Annotated in this window: 19 protein-coding genes and 9 pseudogenes; 16 read left to right on the forward strand and 12 right to left on the reverse strand. The window is 65.5% G+C overall.

Annotated features, from left to right (window positions below; translation table 11 throughout):
- Positions 1 to 16: 16 nt before the first annotated feature.
- The 7 genes and pseudogenes from E6W36_RS03635 to E6W36_RS03650 all read left to right on the forward strand — a co-directional run bounded on the left by E6W36_RS03635 (position 17) and on the right by E6W36_RS03650 (position 3,751).
- Positions 17 to 328, forward strand: coding sequence for a hypothetical protein (locus tag E6W36_RS03635; RefSeq protein ID WP_222873776.1), 312 nt, complete (start codon positions 17 to 19; stop codon positions 326 to 328).
- 104 nt (positions 329 to 432) lie between these two features.
- Positions 433 to 696 (forward strand): 30S ribosomal protein S20, encoded by a 264-nt coding sequence (rpsT, locus tag E6W36_RS03640; protein WP_222873777.1) that lies wholly within the window; start codon positions 433 to 435, stop codon positions 694 to 696.
- 461 nt (positions 697 to 1,157) lie between these two features.
- A pseudogene (locus tag E6W36_RS17665) lies at positions 1,158 to 1,442 on the forward strand (DnaA N-terminal domain-containing protein); the annotation flags it as partial.
- 53 nt (positions 1,443 to 1,495) lie between these two features.
- Positions 1,496 to 1,681, forward strand: a pseudogene (locus tag E6W36_RS20270) (hypothetical protein); the annotation flags it as partial.
- A 103-nt stretch (positions 1,682 to 1,784) separates the two neighbouring features.
- Positions 1,785 to 2,360, forward strand: a pseudogene (locus E6W36_RS17670) (DnaA ATPase domain-containing protein); the annotation flags it as partial.
- A 59-nt stretch (positions 2,361 to 2,419) separates the two neighbouring features.
- Positions 2,420 to 2,640, forward strand: a pseudogene (locus E6W36_RS17675) (helix-turn-helix domain-containing protein).
- A gap of 208 nt (positions 2,641 to 2,848) precedes the next feature.
- The gene (locus E6W36_RS03650; RefSeq protein ID WP_222873778.1) at positions 2,849 to 3,751 is read left to right on the forward strand and encodes a DMT family transporter; all 903 of its coding nucleotides are present in this window, start codon (positions 2,849 to 2,851) and stop codon (positions 3,749 to 3,751) included.
- Here E6W36_RS03650 and E6W36_RS03655 read toward each other — a convergent pair.
- The 5 genes and pseudogenes from E6W36_RS03655 to E6W36_RS03665 form a co-directional block, all read right to left on the reverse strand.
- Positions 3,748 to 4,125 (reverse strand): PGPGW domain-containing protein, encoded by a 378-nt coding sequence (locus E6W36_RS03655; protein ID WP_222873779.1) that lies wholly within the window; start codon positions 4,123 to 4,125, stop codon positions 3,748 to 3,750. The genes E6W36_RS03650 and E6W36_RS03655 overlap by 4 nt on opposite strands.
- 169 nt (positions 4,126 to 4,294) lie before the next feature.
- Positions 4,295 to 5,326, reverse strand: a pseudogene (locus E6W36_RS17680) (xanthine dehydrogenase family protein molybdopterin-binding subunit).
- Positions 5,327 to 5,462: 136 nt separating this feature from the next.
- Positions 5,463 to 6,083 (reverse strand): annotated as a pseudogene (locus tag E6W36_RS17690) (molybdopterin cofactor-binding domain-containing protein); the annotation flags it as partial.
- Positions 6,002 to 6,568 carry a hypothetical protein gene (locus tag E6W36_RS17695; RefSeq protein WP_246048097.1) on the reverse strand — a complete coding sequence of 189 codons (567 nt, stop codon included), beginning with the start codon at positions 6,566 to 6,568 and terminating at the stop codon, positions 6,002 to 6,004. The gene E6W36_RS17695 and the pseudogene E6W36_RS17690, both read right to left, overlap by 82 nt.
- Positions 6,565 to 7,317, reverse strand: coding sequence for a Rossmann-fold NAD(P)-binding domain-containing protein (locus tag E6W36_RS03665; protein ID WP_246048098.1), 753 nt, complete (start codon positions 7,315 to 7,317; stop codon positions 6,565 to 6,567). Before E6W36_RS03665 ends, E6W36_RS17695 begins: the two co-directional genes overlap by 4 nt.
- A gap of 214 nt (positions 7,318 to 7,531) precedes the next feature.
- Between E6W36_RS03665 and E6W36_RS22935 the strand changes: the two genes are divergently transcribed.
- Positions 7,532 to 7,720: a hypothetical protein gene (locus E6W36_RS22935; protein WP_425459678.1), complete on the forward strand. Its 189-nt coding sequence runs from the start codon at positions 7,532 to 7,534 to the stop codon at positions 7,718 to 7,720.
- Between the two features lie 150 nt (positions 7,721 to 7,870).
- Positions 7,871 to 10,128, forward strand: a pseudogene (gene pepN, locus E6W36_RS03670) (aminopeptidase N); the annotation flags it as partial.
- A 378-nt stretch (positions 10,129 to 10,506) separates the two neighbouring features.
- On the opposite strand, the pseudogene E6W36_RS03680 reads toward pepN, so the two are convergent.
- Positions 10,507 to 11,421: pseudogene (locus tag E6W36_RS03680) on the reverse strand (penicillin-binding protein activator); the annotation flags it as partial.
- 174 nt (positions 11,422 to 11,595) lie between these two features.
- Between E6W36_RS03680 and rsmI the strand changes: the two are divergent.
- The 7 genes and pseudogenes from rsmI (at position 11,596) to E6W36_RS03715 (ending at position 17,426) form a co-directional block, all read left to right on the forward strand.
- Entirely contained in the window at positions 11,596 to 12,441 is an 846-nt protein-coding gene (rsmI, locus tag E6W36_RS03685; RefSeq protein ID WP_222873781.1) for a 16S rRNA (cytidine(1402)-2'-O)-methyltransferase, read from the forward strand.
- The gene (locus E6W36_RS03690) at positions 12,438 to 12,794 is read left to right on the forward strand and encodes a YraN family protein (RefSeq protein ID WP_222873782.1); all 357 of its coding nucleotides are present in this window, start codon (positions 12,438 to 12,440) and stop codon (positions 12,792 to 12,794) included. Before rsmI ends, E6W36_RS03690 begins: the two co-directional genes overlap by 4 nt.
- On the forward strand, positions 12,794 to 13,630 hold the full coding sequence (locus tag E6W36_RS03695; protein WP_222873783.1) for a SirB1 family protein: 837 nt from the start codon (positions 12,794 to 12,796) through the stop codon (positions 13,628 to 13,630). The genes E6W36_RS03690 and E6W36_RS03695 overlap by 1 nt, the downstream gene beginning before the upstream one ends.
- Before the next feature lie 51 nt (positions 13,631 to 13,681).
- Positions 13,682 to 14,627: pseudogene (gene gshB / locus E6W36_RS03700) on the forward strand (glutathione synthase).
- Between the two features lie 48 nt (positions 14,628 to 14,675).
- Positions 14,676 to 15,635: a glycosyltransferase family 2 protein gene (locus E6W36_RS03705; protein ID WP_222873784.1), complete on the forward strand. Its 960-nt coding sequence runs from the start codon at positions 14,676 to 14,678 to the stop codon at positions 15,633 to 15,635.
- Positions 15,636 to 15,724: 89 nt separating this feature from the next.
- Positions 15,725 to 16,366, forward strand: a complete 642-nt coding sequence (locus E6W36_RS03710; RefSeq protein ID WP_222873785.1) for an SIMPL domain-containing protein — start codon at positions 15,725 to 15,727, stop codon at positions 16,364 to 16,366.
- 163 nt (positions 16,367 to 16,529) lie between these two features.
- The gene (locus E6W36_RS03715) at positions 16,530 to 17,426 is read left to right on the forward strand and encodes a LysR family transcriptional regulator (RefSeq protein ID WP_222873786.1); all 897 of its coding nucleotides are present in this window, start codon (positions 16,530 to 16,532) and stop codon (positions 17,424 to 17,426) included.
- On the opposite strand, the gene E6W36_RS03720 is transcribed toward E6W36_RS03715, so the two are convergent.
- The 6 genes from E6W36_RS03720 to E6W36_RS03745 form a co-directional block, all read right to left on the reverse strand.
- Positions 17,388 to 17,633 (reverse strand): thioredoxin domain-containing protein, encoded by a 246-nt coding sequence (locus E6W36_RS03720; protein ID WP_222873787.1) that lies wholly within the window; start codon positions 17,631 to 17,633, stop codon positions 17,388 to 17,390. The genes E6W36_RS03715 and E6W36_RS03720 overlap by 39 nt on opposite strands.
- Entirely contained in the window at positions 17,606 to 18,040 is a 435-nt protein-coding gene (locus E6W36_RS03725) for a redoxin domain-containing protein (protein WP_222873788.1), read from the reverse strand. The genes E6W36_RS03720 and E6W36_RS03725 overlap by 28 nt, the downstream gene beginning before the upstream one ends.
- A 90-nt stretch (positions 18,041 to 18,130) precedes the next feature.
- Positions 18,131 to 18,892 carry an MFS transporter gene (locus E6W36_RS03730; RefSeq protein ID WP_222873789.1) on the reverse strand — a complete coding sequence of 254 codons (762 nt, stop codon included), beginning with the start codon at positions 18,890 to 18,892 and terminating at the stop codon, positions 18,131 to 18,133.
- Positions 18,889 to 19,341: an MFS transporter gene (locus E6W36_RS03735; RefSeq protein ID WP_222873790.1), complete on the reverse strand. Its 453-nt coding sequence runs from the start codon at positions 19,339 to 19,341 to the stop codon at positions 18,889 to 18,891. The genes E6W36_RS03730 and E6W36_RS03735 overlap by 4 nt, the downstream gene beginning before the upstream one ends.
- A 64-nt stretch (positions 19,342 to 19,405) precedes the next feature.
- On the reverse strand, positions 19,406 to 19,714 hold the full coding sequence (locus tag E6W36_RS03740; protein WP_222873791.1) for a cupin domain-containing protein: 309 nt from the start codon (positions 19,712 to 19,714) through the stop codon (positions 19,406 to 19,408).
- Positions 19,711 to 19,857, reverse strand: a complete 147-nt coding sequence (locus E6W36_RS03745; protein ID WP_222873792.1) for a hypothetical protein — start codon at positions 19,855 to 19,857, stop codon at positions 19,711 to 19,713. Before E6W36_RS03745 ends, E6W36_RS03740 begins: the two co-directional genes overlap by 4 nt.
- Between the last annotated feature and the right edge of the window lie 119 nt (positions 19,858 to 19,976).

The following is a 19,976-nucleotide window of genomic DNA, read 5'->3' on the forward strand; positions in this document are numbered from 1 at the left end:
CGCGGCGCTCGCGCTGATGGCTGCCGGATCGCTGCTCCAGGATATCGATGCGCCGCTGATGCCGGGTCTTGCCGAGCGCCCCGACCTCGGCTTCGCCTTTGACGTCGAAACCGGCCGAATCGCCCGTATCGTTCTGGAAGGGCCGGCGTCTCCAGACGCCGTTCTGCGCTATTACGCCCAGGCGTTGACCGCGCTCGGCTGGACCGCCGACCCTGCGACCGAGTCCTTCCTGCGCGATGGCGAGCGCGCGCAGTTGCATGTCGAATCCGCGGAGCCGGGCGCGCGCATCGTCATTGACATTCAACCGGTTGCTCAGCCTGCGCGATGACCGGTTGACCACCGTGCGCGACTCTGTCATAGCCTCCCGCTTTCCGCGCCGGGCCGCTGCTGCGGCGCAAGCGTTTTCCGCTCGAATGAGCACCGAGGACTGGGATGGCTAATACTCCGCAGGCGCGTAAGCGCATCCGGCGCAATGATCGTCGCGCCGACATCAACAAGGCCCGTGTGAGCCGTATCCGCACCTTCGTGAAGAAGGTCGAATCCGCGATCGCGTCCGGCGACAAGACCGCTGCGGCCGAGGCGCTCCGCGCCGCCCAGCCGGAAATGATGCGCGGGGTCAGCCGTGGCGTGCTGCACAAGAACACCGTGGCGCGCAAGCTGTCGCGCCTGTCGGCCCGAGTAAAGCTACTCGGCTAAAACAACCCTTGCGGGTTATAAAACAGGTAGCCTGGTGACGCGCCGGGCTGCCTTTTTGTCTATAGCCCTGAATTCGGACCCAGTTTTAACGCTTCGACTCGGGGTGTCATAAAAGTGAAATTATTCTCTCGGCTTGAGGGTTCCAGGCGGTTTTCTTGGATTCCGTGTCAATCGATTTATTTCCCCGAAAGCACTTTGAGGGGCTTGCGACGCATGGTCCGGCTGGCCTATCTTCTTCTTCTCGACGAAACGGGGCCAGTACAAAACGCATCGGTGGAAGAAATGTGCAAGACTTCGTGCATCAAGAACAAAGTAACGCAAGTCAGATCCACTTCTGTTGTTGTGTTGGAATTTCGATACCTGGCGTTCTGATTAATATCAATTGATCGAGCGCACTCACCAGGCTTCTCGCAAAATATCTTGATTTACTTAGTCCCGCTTCGGCAGGCCATGGTCTTATTGTGCCAAATGGATGCCGGAAAGAACGACTGTGTGCGGGATCGACTTATAATTCTGGCCCTCGGCGGAGGGGCTCGGGCGCTGGAGAATTGGAGAAAGAAGACCATGACCGCAGACAACGCTGCGACATCCATCGCACGGCAGACGGGGAGGACGTTTCCGCGATCTGGTCGAGCATTCAGGAGCGTCTGCGCGCGGAACTGGGCCAGCGAACCTACGACTCCTGGGTCAAGCCGATCCAGTTCGTGCGCGTGTCCAGCCCGGACGTGGTGCTGAGTCTGCCCACCCACTTCATGTGCGACTGGATCAAAAGCCATTTCGCCGAGCGCCTGCGTGGCTTGTGGGCCAGCCGCGTGCCGGGCGTCACCACGCTTCGCCTGGTCGTGGCACCGGCCATGAACAGCCAGCCGGTGCCTGCACCGGAGCCGCTTGCCGTCGCGGATACCCCTGCGGCCGACCTCGACTTCGGGGACGACTCGAGGAACGCCACACGTTTGAGCGCTTCGTCATCGGCCCCTCGAACGAATGCGCCTACAATGCCGCGCTGCGCCTCGCCCAGGGGGCCGGTCAATTTCAACCCGCTGTTCCTGCATTCCGGCGTCGGCATGGGGAAAACCCACCTGATGCACGCCATCGGCTGGGAGGTGCGCCGGCGCGATCCGGCGGCCAAGGTTGTCTACATCACCGCCGAGAAGTTCATGCTCCAGTTCATGGCGGCGCTGCGCCACCAGGACACCATCGCCTTCAAGGAGCGTTTCCGCAGCGTCGACATGCTGCTGATCGACGACATCCAGTTCTTCGCCGGCAAGGAATCGACACAGAGCGAGTTCTTCCACACCATCAACACGCTGATCGGTGACGGCCGCAAGCTGCTGATTTCTGCGGACCGCAGCATCTATGATATCGAGGGTATCGAGGAGCGGGTGCGCTCGCGTCTGCAATGGGGGCTGGTCGCGGCGATCAACCCGGCCGATTACGAGCTGCGCCTGAACATCCTGCAGGCGCGAGTCGAGCAGACGACCGATGTCAGCGTCCCACGCGATGTGGTGGAATTCCTGGCCCGGCGCATCACCTCGAACGTGCGCGAGCTGGAAGGGGCGTTGAACCGCATCGTCGGGCATGCGTTGCTGCTCGGCAAGCCCATCGATCTCGCCTTCGCGCGCCAGGTGCTCTCCGACGTGCTGCGCGCGTTCGACCGCGCCTGACCATCGACGAAATCCAGCGCCGGGTGGCCGAATTCTACAATCTGAAGCTCTCGGAGCTGATGTCGGACCGGCGTGCGCGCGAAGTCGCCCGGCCGCGCCAGGTCGCCATGTATCTCTCAAGCAGTTGACCCAGCGATCGCTGCCGGAAATCGGCCGGCGCTTCGGCGGGCGCGATCACACGACCGTGATGCATGCCGTGAAGCGCATCACCGATCTCAAGGCCGCGGACAGCGAACTGGCCGCCGATATCGACCGCCTGACCCGGCTGCTCGACGCCTAGACCTTGATCGTTTCAGATTGAATCAATCTGAAACGTAAATCATGGTCTAAATTGTTGACAAGAGCCTGATTCACGCCCTCGGTTGAAGCACATATGCTTCAACCTCAACCGATCAGGCTCTAAACGGCGGCACAGGCGCCACCACGCGATGGCGCACCTGCCGCGCGTTTCGGCTTGGCGGCGCGTGCGCAAGCCCTTAACTGAGGCTATGTTTTCACGCTTCTCGCCCTATGGCCAGGCGGTCTGCTGGATGCTGCTGTCCTGCGCATCCTTCGCCACCATGTGGGCACTGATTCGCCTGACCAGCCAGACGATGCACCCGTTCGCCCTGGTGTTCTGGCGCAACCTCATCGGGTCGCTGCTGCTGGTGCCGATCGCCTGGCCGCAGCGCCGGCAACTCCTGCAGCGTGACCGCCTGTTGCGGCACCTCCTGCGCGCCAGCTCCGGCGTCATCGCGACATTTGGCACCTTCTACGCCGTCGCCAACGCCCCGTTGGCGCAGGTGCTCGGCATCAATTACGGTGCCCCGCTGGTCGCGACCATCGGCGCGATCATTCTGCTTGGCGAGCAGGTGCGGGCGCGCCGGATTGCGGCGCTGGTCATCGGGTTTGCCGGCGTGCTGGTGGTACTGCGCCCCGGCCAGTTGCCATTCACGCCGGGAATCGCCGCCGCGACGGTCGCCATGGTCTCGACCGCCTTTTCCCTGCTGGCGATCAAGCGGCTGTCCGCCACCGAACCGAGCCAGCAGATCGTCATCTATTCCTTCATGCTCATGGTGCCGCCGTCGCTGCTGATCGCACTGCCGTACCTTGAGGCCCCGACGCTGGATCAGGTGTGGAAGCTGCTCCTGCTCGGCGTGCTGGCGATCCTAGGGCAGACCGGCACTGCGCATGCGTTTCGCCTGGCTGAAGCCAGCGCCGTCCTGCCGTTCGATTTCCTGCGTTTCGTGCTGGTGACGCTGTACGCCGTGCTGTTGTTCGGGGAGCCGTTCGACCTGCTGACCATCCTCGGCGGGCTGATGATCTTCTGCTCGACCGTCTACATCGCCCACCGGGAAGCGGGTCGCATCCCGGGCGACGCCGGCCAGCGTCTCGCGGGTGCCGGAGGCTAACCTTCCTTGCCCCGCGGACTGAGCGGACCCTTGGGAGGCGAGTCAGGCGGGGTCTGGCGGCCGTGGATGAGGTCTGCGACCCATTGCCGGCCGGCTTTCACGATCGCCATGGCGTTGCTGGGGCCGCGATCGATCGCCTCGCCCTTGAACCAGCGCACGAAGCCCATCGGGGTTTTCTGGCGCAACACGCCAGTGCGCACCGGACCGAGGATCTTGGGGTAGCGCCGCTGCAGTTTGATATACTGCCGGCGAGCCCAGCGCGAATTGCGCAGGACCAGAATCAACCCCACGGCGAATACCGGCGCGCCCATCGGCCCGGGCGCCGGGCTGATGATGATGCCGACGACCATCATCACCCAACCGATCGCGATCATGATCCAGCGAATCAACTCGGGGAAGGTTTGCGCATCGTTCGACCTGACGGAGGCGACCCGCCGGATCCAGCGGCGCCTGGCGCATCCATGCCTGAATCCTGTGACGGAATCATGGCGTGCGGCGACCCTTCCATATCGGAGCGAAAAGATTGGCCTGAGTCCATGTGCGTCAGGCCGCCTGCTGCGACAGGAGACGCCAGAGCGCCTCCGGTGTTGCGGGAAGGGGCACCGACGCCCCGTCCAAGGCATCGATAAGAGCATTCGTGCAGGCCGCCAGCGCGCCGATCGAGCCGGCCTCGCCGCATCCCTTCACGCCAAGTGGGTTGTTGGGGTTGGGCACCGGCGACGTGTCGAATGCGATCTCCGGCATCATGGCGGCGCGTGGCAGCGCATAGTCCATGAACGAGCCTGTTAGCAGTTGCGCCGAGTCGTCGTAAATCATCGCTTCCATCAGAACCTGGCCCAAACCTTGGGCGACACCCCGTGTACCTGCCCTTCCACCAGCATCGGGTTAATGATCGTGCCGAAATCATCGACGACCGTATAACGCGCGATGGTCGGCACACCGGTGTCCATGTCGATGGCGACTTCGACCACGTGGCAGCCGTTGGGAAACACCGGCGTCGGCGCAGGCACCTTCGCGTGGCCGCGCACGTCCAGCGCTTTGGGGAACCGCCGGGCAAGGTCGGCCAGGCTGATCGAGCGATTGGTGCCGCGCGCCTGGAACAGGCCCTCGGCATAGTCGATGTCGGCGCTGTCGAGCGCCTCTGCCGCAAGCGCCGTCCCCTTGTCGATCAGCTGCGCGCAGGCTTCCAGGCAGGCGTTGCCCCCATTGCATCGAGCGCGAACCGCCGGTGCCGTTGCCAACCTCGAGACGGTTGGTGTCGCCATAGACGATACGCACCTGCGCCATCGGCACGCCCAGCCGCTGGGCCACGACCTGCGCGAACGCCGTCTCGTGCCCCTGTCCGTTTGACTGGGTGCCGACCGCGACCTCGATTCCGCCGTCGTCCAGCATGCGGATATCGGCGAATTCCTCGGTGCCGCCGCTTGCGGCATATTCGACATAATAGGCCATGCCGCGACCAAGCCGCTGCCCGCGGGCCGCGGCGGCCTGCTTGCGCGCTGGAAAGCCCGCCCAGTCGGACGCGACCAGCGCCTTCTCCAGCAGCGCCGGATAATCGCCGACGTCGAACGTCACCCCGAGCGGGGACTTGTAAGGCAACTGGTCCGGGCGCAGCAGGTTGCGCCGGCGGATTTCCTCCGGTGCAAGGCCAAGCGCGCGCTGCGGCCTCGACGGCGCGCTCGGTGATCAGGCAGGATTCGGGCCGTCCGGCGCCGCGGTAGGCATCGGTCGGCATGGTAGTGGTGACCACGCCGAGGACGCGGTTGTGGATCGCCGGGATATGGTACAGGCCACCCATCATCGGCCCGCCGGCTGTTGTCTGGATCATGGCCCCGAACTGGTGGATGTAGGCGCCGAGATTGCTGTGCGTCCGCACATCAAGCGCCAGGAACCGCCCGTCGGCGTCGACGGCCAGCGCCGCTTCGCTGGCCAGGTCGCGGCCCATGGCATCGGTCAGGAACGCATCCGTGCGCTCGCCGGTCCATTTGACCGGCCGCCCCAGTGCCCGCGCCGCGTGCAGCACCATGATGTATTCCGGATAGACGAACCACTTCATGCCGAAGCCGCCGCCGACGTCCGGCGTCACAATGCGCACCTGCTCGACCGGCACCTTGAGCACGACGGTGGCGACGTTGTTGCGCAGCGCCGCCGTGCCCTGGCTGCCGGCGTGCAGCGTGAAGCCCTGCGCTGGATCGTAGGCTCCGACTGCGGCGCGCACCTCCATGGAGGTCGGGGCGACTCGAGGCTGGGTCACGCGCACGCGGGCGATGTGGTGGGCATTGGCGAAGGCGGCCTCGACAGCAGCTTTGTCGCCGAGATGCCAGTCGAACACGATATTGCCGGGGCCTCCGGCCAGATTTGCGCTGCGCCATCGGCCAGCGCTGCCTCCATCGACCCGACCGCGGCCAGCGGCGCATAGTCGACATCGACCAGTTCGGCTGCAGCGATTGCCTGGGCACGCGTCTGCGCCACGACGAAGGCCACCGGCTCGCCAACGTAACGCACCCGGCCGGACGCCAGCACCGGACGCGGCGTCGCGACACTGCCCGGCAACTGGATCGCCGGCAGCATGCCGTAATCGGCGATGTCCTCGGCGGTATAGACCGCCAGCACGCCCTCGGCGGCACGCGCGGCCGTGGTGTCGATGGCGCGAATCTCCGCATGCGGATACGGCGAGCGCACAGAGACGCCGAACGCCATGCCCTCAAGCTGGATATCGTCCGTATAGCAGCCGCGGCCGGTGACGAAGCGGGCATCCTCGACCCGGCGCACCGACTGGCCGATCAGGCCGCCGCCCTGGCTTTCTCCAAACTTCATCGCGCCTGCTCCTCGTGCCAGATCGCCGCCAGTCCCTCGCGGTAGGTCGGGTAGGCCAACTGAGGCAGCAGATAGCGCTTCATGCGCCCGTTCGCCACCCGTCTGCACTCGCTATAGAAGTCACGCGCCATCGGCGACAGGCCGGCGGTCGCGAAATCGTCGAGTGGAGGAGGCGTTACGCCGAGCAGGTGGCAGGCGTACTCGATGACCGCGTTGCCGGAGGCCGGCTCGTCATCCGCGAGATTGTACACGCCGCCATCAGGCCGCCGGATGGACTCGATCAGGGCCGTCACGATATCCTCGACATGGATACGGCTGAACACATGCCCGGCCAGCGGCCCCTCGAGCCGCAGCCGGTGCGCGGCCCCGCTTCGTACCCGGTCCAGCGCCGAGCGACCGGGGCCGTAAATGCCCGGCAGCCGGAAGACATGCACCGGCGCACGCGCCTCCAGCCCCTGCCAGGCAAGGTCCGCCGCAATGCGGGCGCTGCGCCGCCCGGTGCCGACGGGCGACGACTCGCCGACCCAGGTCCCGCGGGCGTCGCCGTAAACGCCGGTCGACGACAGGTAGCCGATCCAGCGCGCCGGCGCCGTCGCCAACGCCGCCTCGTACTGCATGAGCGCCGGATCGCCATCCACAGGCGGGACGGAGGAGAGAATGATATCCGCCTGTGCTATATGCTCTGGGATCCGAGGGTCACCGAACGCCAGAATGGCGTCGCCTGTCGCCTGGCGCTTGACGCCGACCACAGCGCCCCAAGGCTCGACAGGCGTTGCGCGAGCCGAGTTCCGGTATACCCTTGTCCCAGTATGAGACATCTGGCCGGCGATGGTATCGATTTCCACTTGTCGACCACCTTGCCCTGATGGAAAATTGGTTGCGTAACGATAAAGACTTGCCGGCGCGGCGACCACCGTTCGAGCGCCCGGGAGACAAAACCAAGGCTATGAACGGGGAGCAAGCATGATTGACGCCGGATCGCCGCCGGTCACCTACCTGAAGGACTACCGCGCGCCGGACTTTGCCGTCGAGCGCGTCGATTTGGCGTTCGTGCTCGATCCAACGCGCACCATCGTCACCAGCACGCTGCGGGTGCGGCGGCAGGGCGACCCCGCAAGCCGCTGGTTCTGGACGGCGACAACCTCAGCCTGAAGTCCGTGCGCGTGAACGGCGCAACTCGAACCCGGCGAATACAGCCTGCGCCCGGATCGTCTGAGCATCCCGCTGCGCGCCGATGAGGCCGAGGTGGAAATCGTGACCGAGATCGATCCCTCGACCAACACCCAGCTCATGGGCCTGTATATGTCGGACGGGGTTTTCTGCACCCAGTGCGAGGCGGAAGGGTTCCGGCGCATCACGTACTTCCCCGATCGACCCGACGTCATGGCGGCGTATACGGTTCGGATCGAGGCGGACAAGGCGAAGTTCCCGGTTCTGCTCTCCAACGGCAACCTCACGGAGATCGGCGATCTGCCCGGCGGGCGACATTGGGCGCGCTGGTCAGACCCGTTTCCCAAGCCCAGCTATCTCTTCGCGCTGGTCGCGGGGCCGCTTGAGGCGCTGTCCGACCGGTTCGTGACGCGCTCCGGCCGCACCGTGGCGCTGCATATCTGGGTGAAGCCGGACAACCTCGACCGCACGCAACACGCCATGGCTGCGCTCAAGAAAGCAATGGCGTGGGACGAATCGCGTTTCGGCCTCGAATACGACCTCGACATCTTCAACATCGTCGCCGTCAACGACTTCAACTTCGGCGCGATGGAGAACAAGGGCTGAACGTCTTCAATTCGAAATACGTCCTCGCCAAGCCGGAAACGGCGACCGACGCCGATTTCGACGCCATCGAAAGCGTGATCGCGCACGAGTATTTCCATAACTGGAGCGGCAACCGGGTCACCTGCCGGGACTGGTTTCAACTCAGCCTGAAGGAAGGGCTGACCGTATTCCGCGATCAGGAATTCAGCTCCGACGTCGGCAGTCGGGGCCTGAAGCGCATCGAGGACGTGCGCACCCTGCGCGCCGCACAGTTCCCGGAGGACGCTGGGCCGCTCGCGCATCCGGTGCGTCCGGAAAGCTACATCGAGATCTCCAACTTCTACACGGCGACCGTCTACAACAAGGGCGCCGAAGTCATCCGCATGCTGGAGACTCTCCTTGGGCGGGATGCGTTCAACGCCGGCCTCGCGCTGTACTTCCAGCGTCACGACGGCCAGGCCGCGACCTGCGATGATTTCATTCAGGCGATGGCGGACGCATCCGGCGCCGATCTGCGCCAGTTCCGCCGCTGGTATTCCCAGGCCGGCACCCCGGTCGTCGCGGCGCAGGTCGACTGGGACGAAGCCGCGAAACGCGCCGTCCTGACGCTTGAGCAGTCCCTGGCCGATACGCCGGGCCAAACCGACAAACAGACCATGATGATCCCGGTGCGGATGTCGCTGTACGGCGCGGTGTCGGGGCAGGAACTCGCGGCGGAGCAGGTGCTGCGCCTCTCTGAGCCCGAGCAGAGCTGGACCTTCGAGGGCGTGGGCGAGCGCCCGATTCCCAGCCTGCTGCGCGGCTTTTCCGCGCCGGTGATCCTGCACAGTTCCAGGTCGCCCGAGGACCTTGCGTTCCTTGCGCGGCACGACGACGATTCGTTTGGGCGCTTCGAAGCCGCGCAACAACTGTTCCTCGGCCAGATGCTCGCGGCGGTCGACCAAGCCGCATCCGGCAAGGCGATCGAGACGCCACCGCTGATGATCGAGACCATCGGCGGCATGATTTCCGGCAACATCGAGGATCCGGCTCTGGTTGCGGAAATGATCCTGCTGCCGACCGAGGCCTATCTCGGCGATCAGATGCCGGTCGTGGCGGTCGACGCCATCCACGCCGTGCGCACGGCAATGCGCAAGGCGCTCTCGCGGGTGTTGCGGGACCAGTGGCTGCACCTGCACGCGACGCTCGCGGACCCAGCCTACGCCTTCACGGCGGAGGCGAAGGCGCGCCGGCGGCTGCGCGGCATTGCACTGCAATATCTCGGCGGAGCCCGATCCCACCGTCATCGAACTGTGCCGGGCGCAGTTCGACAGCGCCGACAATATGACCGATCGGATCGCCGCGTTCACGGCGCTGGTGAACATCGGCGGACCCGCACGCGAGGCGACGCTGCGCGCATTCTATGACGCCTGGGCCAAGGACCCGCTGGTCATTGACAAATGGTTCGCGATCCAGGCGCTGGCGGCACAGCCAGACACCCTCACCCGTGTTCTCGCGCTCACAAAGCACCCCGCCTACACGCTCACCAACCCGATCGGGTGCGGGCGCTGATCGGGAGCTTCTCGGTCAATCAGCCCTGCTTCCACGATGCGACCGGCGCCGGCTACGCAGCGCTGGCGGACCAGGTTTTGGCTGTCGACGGGCTCAACGGCCAGGTCGCGGCCCGGCTGGTCGCGCCGCTCGGTCGCTGGAAGCGTTTCGATGCGCAGCGGGCGCTGAAAATGCGCGCGCAACTGGAGCGAATCGTTGCACGCCCCGGGCTTTCCCGCGATGTCTACGAAATGGTGACCAAGAGTCTGCGGTAGGTGTGACTGGTCACGCCCGTAGCCGCCGTCGGTCTTCAGTTGATCGGCGTATTGGCGGCACCGAACGCCTGGGGCGCTGCGTCGACCGTGACGAACTTGCCCCGCAGCTCCCGCACCTCCAGCCCGCGCTCGGGCAGGCCGTTGGGCAGGATGCGGAACAGCCCGTCCACGCCCGTATAGCCGCCGCTGTCCGTCAGCATGCGCACCGGGAACGGCGTGCCAACGGCCCAGCCCTTGGCGTCCGCCGCCGTCGCCAGCAGAATGGCGTCGTAGCTGAGGCTGGCGAAGCGGGAGGCGTTGAGACCGAAGCGTTGCCGCAGGCGCTCGGCGATCTGGGCGAATGTCGCATCGGGAACGGTGGCGAACCAGGCCCTGCAGGCCTGGCTCACGTGCCAGCCCCTGGTCGGTCGACCAGAGGCCAGGCCCGAGGAAGCGCACCTGATTGGCGGTGACGCCATACTGCGCCAGCGCGGGCAGGAACGCCCGGGTGAGCGACCCGGCCTCGGCGATCATCAGCACATCGAAATCCGGCGGCGGCAGAGTGTTGGCGGCGGAATTGACGACCCCACCCGCCCCGGCCTGCACATTGGCCCGCGCTCTAGCCAGCCGCTCGTCGTATTTGGCGACCCTGCGGGCGGCGGCGGCGATCTTGGTGCGGTCGCGCGGATAGCTCTGCACTGCGACCAACTGGCCGCCGACCCGCTTGACGGCAGCGGCATAGCTCGCCGAAACCCGCGCGCCATAGGCGTCGTTCGGGGTGAGCGCGGCGAACCGCTTTGCGCCCTGGCGCGCAGCGAACGCGACGACCCGCTCCGTCTCCTGTTCCGGCATGTAACCCATGAGGTAGACGCCGTCCCCGGCCACGCTGGCGTCGTTCGAGAAGGACAGCACAGGCACGCGCGCCGCCGCTGCTACCGGCGCGATCTGGCGAGTCTCGCTGCCGAGGAAGGGCCCGACGATCAGCGTCGAGCCATCCGCCAGCGCGCGCTGCGCGGCGGAGACCGCGCCCGGCGTCGTATTGTAGACGGTCAGCTTGATGCGCTGACTGTTGCGGTCGAGCAGGGCCAGGTTGGCGGCGTTCGCGAAGGACTGGCCAATCGCGGCGTTCACCCCGGTCATCGGTGCCAGCAGGGCGATCTTGTGCTGCGGCGGCGCCTCCGTTGGGCGCTCCACCGGTTTGGGGCGCGGGGTGGCGTCTGCGCGACGACGGTCGGCGGTGGTGGCGGCGCAGTCGGGGGCCTTGGCGGGGCTGCAGGCCGCCGCCAGCAAGGTCAGCGCGACTCCAAGTCCCATCGATGAGCGGCGCGCGCGCCGGTGAACTCAAACACTCGATCATGCCACTTCCCAAGTCGATCCGCCTTCCCAGTGCCGCCCGCATAGCGCACTCGGTCCGCGATTGCATGTCCTGATGGCCCTGCGCAGCGCAGACGCGCTTTTCCTGTGGCCACGATGTCGCCATAACAGGCCATGCGCTCCGACAAACCCCTTGCCCCCGGCCTCCACATCGTCGCGACGCCCATCGGCAACCTGGGCGACATCACCTTGCGCGCCATCGAAACGCTGGCCAAGGCCGACCTCATCGCCGCGGAAGACACGCGGGTCGCCGCCAAGCTGCTGCGTCACCTGGGGCTTGAGACGCCGGTAGTCCCCTATCACGACCACAACGCGCAAACGATGCGTCCGCACCTCATCGAGCGTCTGCAGGGCGGCGCGACCATCGCGCTGGTCAGCGATGCCGGCACGCCGCTTGTCTCCGATCCGGGGCTGAAGCTGGTTCAGGCGGCCCTTGATGCCGGTATCCCGGTCACGGCCGCGCCCGGCCCATGCGCGGCGATCGCGGCGCTCACGCTTGCCGGGCTGCCGACCGACCGCTTCTGCTTCTGTGGCTTCCTTCCGCCGAAATCCGCGGCACGGCAGACCGCGCTTGCGGATCTGGCGGCAATCCCTGCGACCTTGCTGTTCTACGAAGGCCCCTCCCGCCTGGCGGCGATGCTGGGCGACGCCGCGCAGGTGCTGGGCAAGCGCGAGGCCGCAGTCGCGCGCGAACTCACCAAGCTGCATGAAGAGGTCGTGCGCGGCGACCTGGCTGACCTCGCCGCGCGTTACGCAATGCTGGAGCCGCCGCGTGGCGAACTGGTGGTGCTGATCGGCCCGCCGACCGCGCAGCCGGCCGCCAGCGCCCAGGATGTGGACGCGCTGTTGACGGCTGCCCTGCAAACGCATCGCACGAAGGATGCTGCAACCCTGGTCGCCGCCCAGACCGGACTGCCGCGCGCGTCCCTTTATGAGCGTGCGCTGGCGTTGAAACCATGACCCGCAAGGCGGCGGAGCGCTGGGGCCGCCGAGGCGAAGATCTGGCGTGCCTCTGGCTCTGCCTCAAGGGCTATGCCGTGCTGGCCCGTCGAGTCGCGACGCCGGTCGGCGAAGTCGATATCGTCGCGCGGCGCGGGCGCACGACCGTGTTCGTCGAGGTGAAGGCACGCCCGAGCCTTGACCAAGCCGCCGCGGCCCTGACGCCGCGCGGCATGGCGCGGGTGTGTCGCGCAGCGCAGCTTCTGGCCGCGCGCTATGGAACGAACGCGGATTTCATGAGGGTCGACGCCATTCTGGTTGCGCCGAATCGATTCCCGAGGCACCTTCGCAATGTTGTTTTGGAGGGTGCGTGATGAATCCGGCCCCGCTCGAGCGTATCGGCGCGTTGTCCGATAGCGAGATCGACCTAGCCGATGCGGCGTTGGAGCTTGGCGCGCTGGACCGCCCCGGCGTTTCGCTGCAATCCTACCGCGATCATGTGCTGCGCATGGTGGATGCCGCCATCAACCTCGGTCGGAGCATCGCCCAACCGCACGAGCAGGCAACCCTCCTGTCCTACGTGCTGTTCCGGCGTCACGGCTACGAAGGCGACCGCGCGACCTACGAGGACCCGGCCAACGCCAACCTGCTCGACGTGATCGACCGCAAGCGCGGGCTGCCGGTCTCGCTGTCGATCCTTTACCTCAGCATCGCCCGGCTGGCCGGCTGGCACGCGGACGGGCTGAACGTGCCAGCGCATTTTCTCATCCGGGTCGGCGAAGGCGCGGCGGCTGTGCTTCAGGACCCGTTCGATCAGGGCAAGCAGATCACGGCGTCGAGCCTTGAGGTGCTGGTCCGGCGCGCCACCGGCGGCGACATGCCGCTGGAAACGGAGCACCTGCAGGCGCTCTCCAACCGTGCGATCCTCATCCGCCTGCTCAACAACATCGCCGCGCGCGCGGAGCGGACGGCGACCATGCCAGGCGCTCAGCATGCACATGCGCATGACCGCCATCGCGCCAGCCTTCACCGGCCTCTGGTGGGAGCGTGCGCGGCTCGAGCAGGCGATGGGCCTCGTGCGCGCGGCGCGCTCCTCGCTCGTCGCCATGCTCGAGACCACACGCAGCCCGGAAATCGCCGCCCAGATTCGCCTGGCGCTCGACGGACTGGCGCGATCCATGAACTGATTGTTTTCGGCTTTCCGCGTTGACGGCGGGGCTGCACGAGGCATTGTTCCCGCCCGAGATACAGGAGACCGACCATGCCCTTGCGCGTTGCCGTGCAGATGGATCCTCTGGACCGCATCAACATCAAGGGCGATTCAACCTTCGCCCTGATGCTGGAAGCGCAGGCGCGCGGACACAGCCTATACCATTATCTGGCCCGACCTCACCTGTGACGAGGGCTTGGTGCGCACGACGGCGCACCCGATCCAGGTGCAGCGCGTGGAAGGCGCCCACTACACGGCCGGCGAGCCGGTGACGCTCGACCTGCGCCGCGACGTCGATGTGGTGCTGATGCGCCAGGACCCGCCGTTCGACATGGCCTACATCACGGCGACCCACCTGCTGGAGATGATCCAGCCGGAGACGCTGGTGGTCAACGATCCGGCTGAGGTGCGCAACGCGCCGGAGAAGCTGTTCGTGCTGCGCTATCAGCACCTGATGCCGCCGACCCTGGTCACCCGCCGTCTCGACGAAGCGGAGGCGTTTCGGGCCCGGTACGGCGAGATCGTGGTCAAGCCGCTGTTCGGCAACGCCGGCGCGGGCGTCTTCCACATTGCCGCGGGCGACCCCAATCTGCCGGCGCTGGTGGAGATGTTCAGCGGCCAGATGCGCGAGCCGTTCATGGTGCAGAAGTTTCTGCCGCAGGTGCGGTTGGGCGATAAACGCATCGTGCTTGTCGACGGCGAACCGGCGGGTGCCGTCAACCGGGTGCCGAAGGATGGCGAAATCCGCTCCAACCTCGCCGCCGGTGGTCGCGCCGCGTCAACCGAACTCACGCCGCGCGAACAGGAAATCTGCGCGACCATCGGGCCGGACCTGAAGGCGCGCGGCCTGCTGTTCGTCGGCATCGACGTCATCGACGGTTACCTCACCGAGATCAACGTCACCTCGCCGACCGGCATCGTCGCCATCGACGCCTTCAATGGCACCAACACGCCGGCACGTATCTGGTCCGCGATCGAAGCGCGCATAACGAGTTGAAACCTTTAAGGGCTGCGCGCTACACCACGGTCAGGCAAGGGGAAGCGCATGACCGAAACGCAGCCGGCCACTGGCCAGCCGGAGCTCAGCATCGTAGTGCCGGTCTTCAATGAAGAAGCGGTCCTCCAGATGTTCTACGACGCCATGCGTCCGGTGCTCGACGGCATCACGCCCGCCTGGGACATTGTGTTCGTCAACGACGGCAGCCGGGATCGCACAGCCGAGATCATCGCCGGGCTCCACGCCCGCGACCCGCGCGTGAAACTGGTCGACTTCGCCCGCAACCACGGCAAGGAAATCGCGCTGACCGCCGGGCTGGACCATGCGCACGGCAAGGCGGTCGTGCCGATGGACGTCGACCTCCAGGACCCGCCGGAGACCATCGTGCGCATGGTCGAGCAGTGGCGCGCCGGCTACGACATGGTGCTGGCGCGGCGCAGCGACCGCTCGGAGGACAGCTTCCTCAAGCGCTTCACCGCCAACGGCTTCTACCAGGTGATGAACCGGGTCAGCGACGTGAAGCTGCCGGACAATGTCGGCGACTTCCGCCTCATGGACCAGCGCGTGGTCGCGGTGCTGCGCCAGTACCGGGAGCGCACGCGCTTCATGAAGGGCATCTTCGCCAGCCTGGGCTTTCGCCAGACCGTCGTGGAGTATGCCCGGCCGCAGCGGGCAGCCGGCACCACCAAGTTCCGCGCCTGGAAACTCTGGACGCTTGCGCTGGAGGGCATTGTCTCGTTCAGCTCGGCCCCGCTGAAAATCTGGACCTACATCGGGCTGGCCGGTGCCGCCTTCGCGTTGATGTTCATGATCTATATCGTGCTGACCACGTTGCTGTTCGGGAACACGGTGCCGGGCTATGCGTCCTTGATTTCGTTCGTGCTGCTGTTCAACAGCCTGACCCTGATTGGCCTCGGCGTGATCGGCGAGTATATTGCCCGCATCTTCTACGAGGTGAAGGGGCGGCCGCTCTACATCCTGCGCGGCACCCTGGGGATCGACCCGTAATTGCCGGAGGCATTCAATGTTCGCACGTCTGCTCATGCTTGCCCCTGGCGGTGGTCGCCGCCGTGTCTGCCCAGGCGCACGAGGACGGGATGCAGGAGCCGCTCCAGACCCTGGTGGTGAACGCCAGCGCGGATGTTGCCCGCGCGCCGGACCTCGCGATCGTCACCGCCGGCGTCCAGACCGACGCGCCGACCGCGCAGGCGGCCATGGCCGACAACGCACGCCGGATGGCGGCGGTTATGGCAACGCTGAAGCAGCGCGGCGTGGCAGACAAGGACATGCAGACCAGCGGCCTGTCGCTGAACGCGCGCTATGATTACCGGCAGGGCGATGTGCCGCCGAAGCTGACTGGCTATCAGGCCACCAACACCCTGACCCTGAAGCTGCGCAAGCTCGACAGCGCCGGCGCCATGCTCGACGCGCTGGTCGCAGCCGGCGTCAACCAGATCAACGGTCCGACCTTCGACCTCAGCGACCCTGAAGCGGCGCTGGACGAGGCCCGCCAGAAGGCGGTGCGCATGGCCCGCGCCCGTGCCGAGCTCTATGCAACCGCTGCCGGCCTGAAGGTGAAGCGCATCCTGGCAATTTCCGAAGGCGGCGCAATCGGCCCGCAGCCGGTGTTCCTCAAAGCGGCGCGCATGGCTGCAGCACCTGCGGAAGTGGCACTGGATCTCGCGCCCGGCGAGGTCAGCCGCACCGCCACGGTATCGATCACCTTCGAGCTGGAATAGCACCGCCAGCCATGTCCGGCCGTTCAGCTGGACCTCCGGTGGCCACATCTGCCGGCAAGGTCGCCAGTTGTGCATTGCAAGAAAAATTGCGCCTGATTAAGCTCCGCCGCGCGCAAGCAAGGGAAAGTTCATCAGCGATGGAAATGCAGCAAGTTCGTTACTTTTGGCTCTTTCCCAAACGCTTAACTTCACCCGTGCCGCCGAGGAATGCAACATTACCCAGCCGGCGTTCACCCGCGCAATCAAAGCGCTGGAAGAAGAGCTGGGTGGCGAACTGATTCGGCGGGAGGGCAAGCTTTCGCATTTGACCGACCTGGGCCACCGGATGCTGCCGCTGCTGCGCCAGTGCTATGACAGCGCGATCACCGCCAAGGCCCTGGCAAGCTCCTTGAAAGTCGGTGCTGCGGCAACCCTCATGCTTGGCATTTCGTCCAGCGTCGATCTTTCGATGCTGGTTCCGGCGCTCATGGAGATGTTTCGCCACTTTCCGGGCCTGCAGCTTAAACTGAGGCGCGGCAAAAGCGAAGAGATTGCCGAACTGCTCAAGAGCGGCGAGGTCGATCTTGCGATCTGCGACGAACTGCATGGATGGGAGCGCCTCGAGCGCTGGCCGATGCTCACCGAGTCTTACGATCTGGTGGTCGGCGTCGATCATCCGTTGACGCGGCGCAACGCGGAGAAGCTGGATCTCCAGGTCGTGCGGCGGGAGCGGTTTCTGGTACATCGCGACTGTGAGCTGCAGCCGGATCAGCTCGACCGCTCCGGCATCTCGTTCGATACTGCCCACAAGATCGACTGTGTGCGCGACCTGGAGGCGATGCTGGCGGCGCACTTCGGAGTTGCCATTCTGCCGGAAAGTTCGATGCGCACCGGGCGGACCCGCCATATTGCGCTGACGGAGCTGGGCCTGCGCCGCACCATCGCCTTGCACGGGGTCGTAGGCCGCCCGCGCGGGCGAGAAGCCGGGGCGCTGCTCAATCTGGTGCGCGCAACCGACTGGTGCGCCGTGCTCGCCAAGGTTTCATCGTACCAGCCGGGAGGCGGCGACCAGGTCGTCTAGCTCCATGCGCTTGCGGTAATCCGGGTCGACATGGCGCGCGACGATAAGACCGGTTCGGTCGACGACGAACACCGCCGGGATCGTCAACACCCAACCGCTCGTGCCCTGATATTCGGGCACGGACCAGCCGGCACCCTCGATCAGTGTTGACATCGCGTCGTCCACCCAGACGGCAAGGTTCAGGGACATGGCGTACCCGTTGTCCATGTCGCACAGGATCGGAAAATCGGCGCCCGCCTCCAGCCGTATGGCCTGGGCGAATTCCCGCGCTCGGCCGTGATACAGACGATGCGGCACGGCGCGACCTCCGGTGCGATCTGGGCGAGCGCCGAGATCGTGAGCCGGCAGTAGGGGCACCAGTGGCCGCGATAGAACACGACGATCGCGGGGCCGCCGGCAAGGATTTCATCGAGCGTCCTGAAATGGCCCTCCGAGTCGGGCAGCATGAAGCCAGGCATCGTCTCGCCGACAACTGGTGCCCGGACGCCGGCTTCGACCTGTTTCAGCCGGTCTACGAACTGGTCAACATTATACGTGAAATTTGGACTCAGAGTGCGGACGGCGTCGGCGACGATGCTGAGACGAGCACCAAGCGGCAAATCGGCGCGGTTCACTCCCCGGAACCTTTCCTCGAGGGCTGCCAGCAAGTCTCCGGTCGCTTTCATGGGCCTCTCCTTATTGCCGCATCGGTCAGGGTTTTGCAGTCAGACTCCGTTATATGTACGTTGCCGGAGCGACCAGGCGATCAGCGCGGCCAGCGCCAGCGCCAATCCGTTGCCGATCAGTGCCGCAGTCCAGCCGAACCGGTCGAACAACCAGCCGATGGCGGCGGCGCCAGAAAGCCCTCCGCAGTAGTAGCAGGTGAGATACAGCCCCCGGCTACGCCGCGTTCCCCGGTCGCGGCACGGCTTACATAGCCCGTCGCTGCCGCCTGCGCGAAAAATGTACCGACAGCAATGATCGCCAGGCCCGTCAGGATGGCCCACAGGTTCGACAAGGCTGCCAGCGCCACCCCGACGACCGAAAGTGCCAGCGTCACGGCCATGGTCACGCCAGCCCCTGCGCACGGCGTATTTGCCGGCATAAGGAGTTGAGAACATGGCAGGCAGGAAGACCAGATAGACCAGTCCGAGATAGCCCTGAGGTAGATTTATCGGCGGCGCGGTCAGGACGAAATTGACGTAGGTGAAGATCCCGATGAACGCGAACAGGATGAGAAAGCCGATCGCGAAGCTGCGCTGGAGCGCCGGGTTGGCGAAGTGAGTCCGCCATACCTTCACGATCGACGGCGTCATTGCATCGACCTCATGCATCGCATGGGTCTTGCACAGCACGCGATAGGTCAGCAGCGCGCCCAGAAGATTGAGCATCGCGAAGAAATAGAAGGTGATTTCCACACTGGAATAACTGAACACGGTCGCCGCGCTCAGCCGACCGACCAGGTTGCTGGCGACGATCCCGGTCACGAAGGCCGCCAGAGCGCCGGCTGCGTCGATCGCATTGCAGCGCTCCCCAGGTACGCCAGCGTCAGCGTAAATGCGGTTGCCATGCAGAGGCCTTGTGCGATCCGCAATGCAGCGAATGTATCGAGGTCCGGAGCAGAAGCCAGCAGCACGGTTGGGATGGCCAGTATTGCAAGTGACAGCCAGATGCCGATCTTGCGCTCGACCGTACGCGCAGCGGCACCAGCGGCGAGGCCGGCAATCGCCATGCCGATGGTCCCGGCATTGGCGGCCAGGCCGATCTCGCCGGGCAGCACGCCATACTTCTTTGCAAGCGCCGGCAGGATCGCCTGCGCCGCGAACAGATCGACCAGTGTCAGAAAACCGATCAGTCCGAATGTAATGGCGCGGCGCAACGCGCGCGGCGAGGCAGCAGGCATTGCCGTGCCGGCCATGGTTGCGTGGCTGTGCATTGTGAGCCCTACTCCGCGCTGTGCATGCGGGCGGATGATCCCGCCCGCATGCCTGTAGCTTCGCTTATTCCCCGTGGAAGACATCCGCAGAGTAGAGCACAGCCACGCTCTTGCCGTCGTTGACCCAGTAGTGCGAAATGCCGCCGAATTCCTGCGACACTTCACCCGCCTTGTGGGTGATCGGTGTCGCGCAGTTGCTGCGATATTCCTTGATCTGGCCGCTTTGGACCAGGATCACGGCAGGACGATCCTTGTGGCTGTGCCAAGGCACTACGCCACCCGGCTGGATTTCCAGGCGACGCAGGCGCAGGCTGCGGCCAGGCTCATTGATTTCCGGGCCAAGGTCGACCTTGCCGATCACATTGTCCGTCACGTCCTTGGGGCAGTCAGCCCGGTCGTGAGTGCATTGTCCTTAATCTGGTCGGCGGGGCACTGGCCGGCGTGCGCCGGCTGGGCCAGCGCAAGCAGTGCAATGCCGGAAAGCGCCGCACATGCGGTGCGTGCAGAATTGAACATGTCTCTCTCCTGGAGTTCTGTCAGCCATGCTTGGCCGCCCTCCCGCATACGCAGCATTGCGAATTTTCGACATTGCCTTTTGGGCATGCATGCAATGCCGGAAAGGCATTTTCTTTAAG

The organism is Hankyongella ginsenosidimutans (assembly GCF_005144965.1).
Lineage (GTDB): Bacteria > Pseudomonadota > Alphaproteobacteria > Sphingomonadales > Sphingomonadaceae > Hankyongella > Hankyongella ginsenosidimutans.

Coding starts and splice junctions, on each gene's coding strand:
- rpsT (WP_222873777.1), top strand. CDS start 433: ATGGCTAATACTCCGCAGGCGCGTAAGCGCATCCGGCGCAATGATCGT.
- E6W36_RS03635 (WP_222873776.1), top strand. CDS start 17: ATGGCTGCCGGATCGCTGCTCCAGGATATCGATGCGCCGCTGATGCCG.
- E6W36_RS03690 (WP_222873782.1), top strand. CDS start 12,438: ATGACCCGCAAGGCGGCGGAGCGCTGGGGCCGCCGAGGCGAAGATCTG.
- E6W36_RS03735 (WP_222873790.1), bottom strand. CDS start 19,341: ATGCACAGCCACGCAACCATGGCCGGCACGGCAATGCCTGCTGCCTCG.
- E6W36_RS17695 (WP_246048097.1), bottom strand. CDS start 6,568: ATGAAGTTTGGAGAAAGCCAGGGCGGCGGCCTGATCGGCCAGTCGGTG.
- rsmI (WP_222873781.1), top strand. CDS start 11,596: ATGCGCTCCGACAAACCCCTTGCCCCCGGCCTCCACATCGTCGCGACG.
- E6W36_RS03710 (WP_222873785.1), top strand. CDS start 15,725: ATGCAGGAGCCGCTCCAGACCCTGGTGGTGAACGCCAGCGCGGATGTT.
- E6W36_RS03720 (WP_222873787.1), bottom strand. CDS start 17,633: ATGGACAACGGGTACGCCATGTCCCTGAACCTTGCCGTCTGGGTGGAC.
- E6W36_RS03650 (WP_222873778.1), top strand. CDS start 2,849: ATGTTTTCACGCTTCTCGCCCTATGGCCAGGCGGTCTGCTGGATGCTG.
- E6W36_RS03705 (WP_222873784.1), top strand. CDS start 14,676: ATGACCGAAACGCAGCCGGCCACTGGCCAGCCGGAGCTCAGCATCGTA.
- E6W36_RS03745 (WP_222873792.1), bottom strand. CDS start 19,857: ATGTTCAATTCTGCACGCACCGCATGTGCGGCGCTTTCCGGCATTGCA.
- E6W36_RS03695 (WP_222873783.1), top strand. CDS start 12,794: ATGAATCCGGCCCCGCTCGAGCGTATCGGCGCGTTGTCCGATAGCGAG.
- E6W36_RS22935 (WP_425459678.1), top strand. CDS start 7,532: ATGATTGACGCCGGATCGCCGCCGGTCACCTACCTGAAGGACTACCGC.
- E6W36_RS03655 (WP_222873779.1), bottom strand. CDS start 4,125: ATGATCGCGATCGGTTGGGTGATGATGGTCGTCGGCATCATCATCAGC.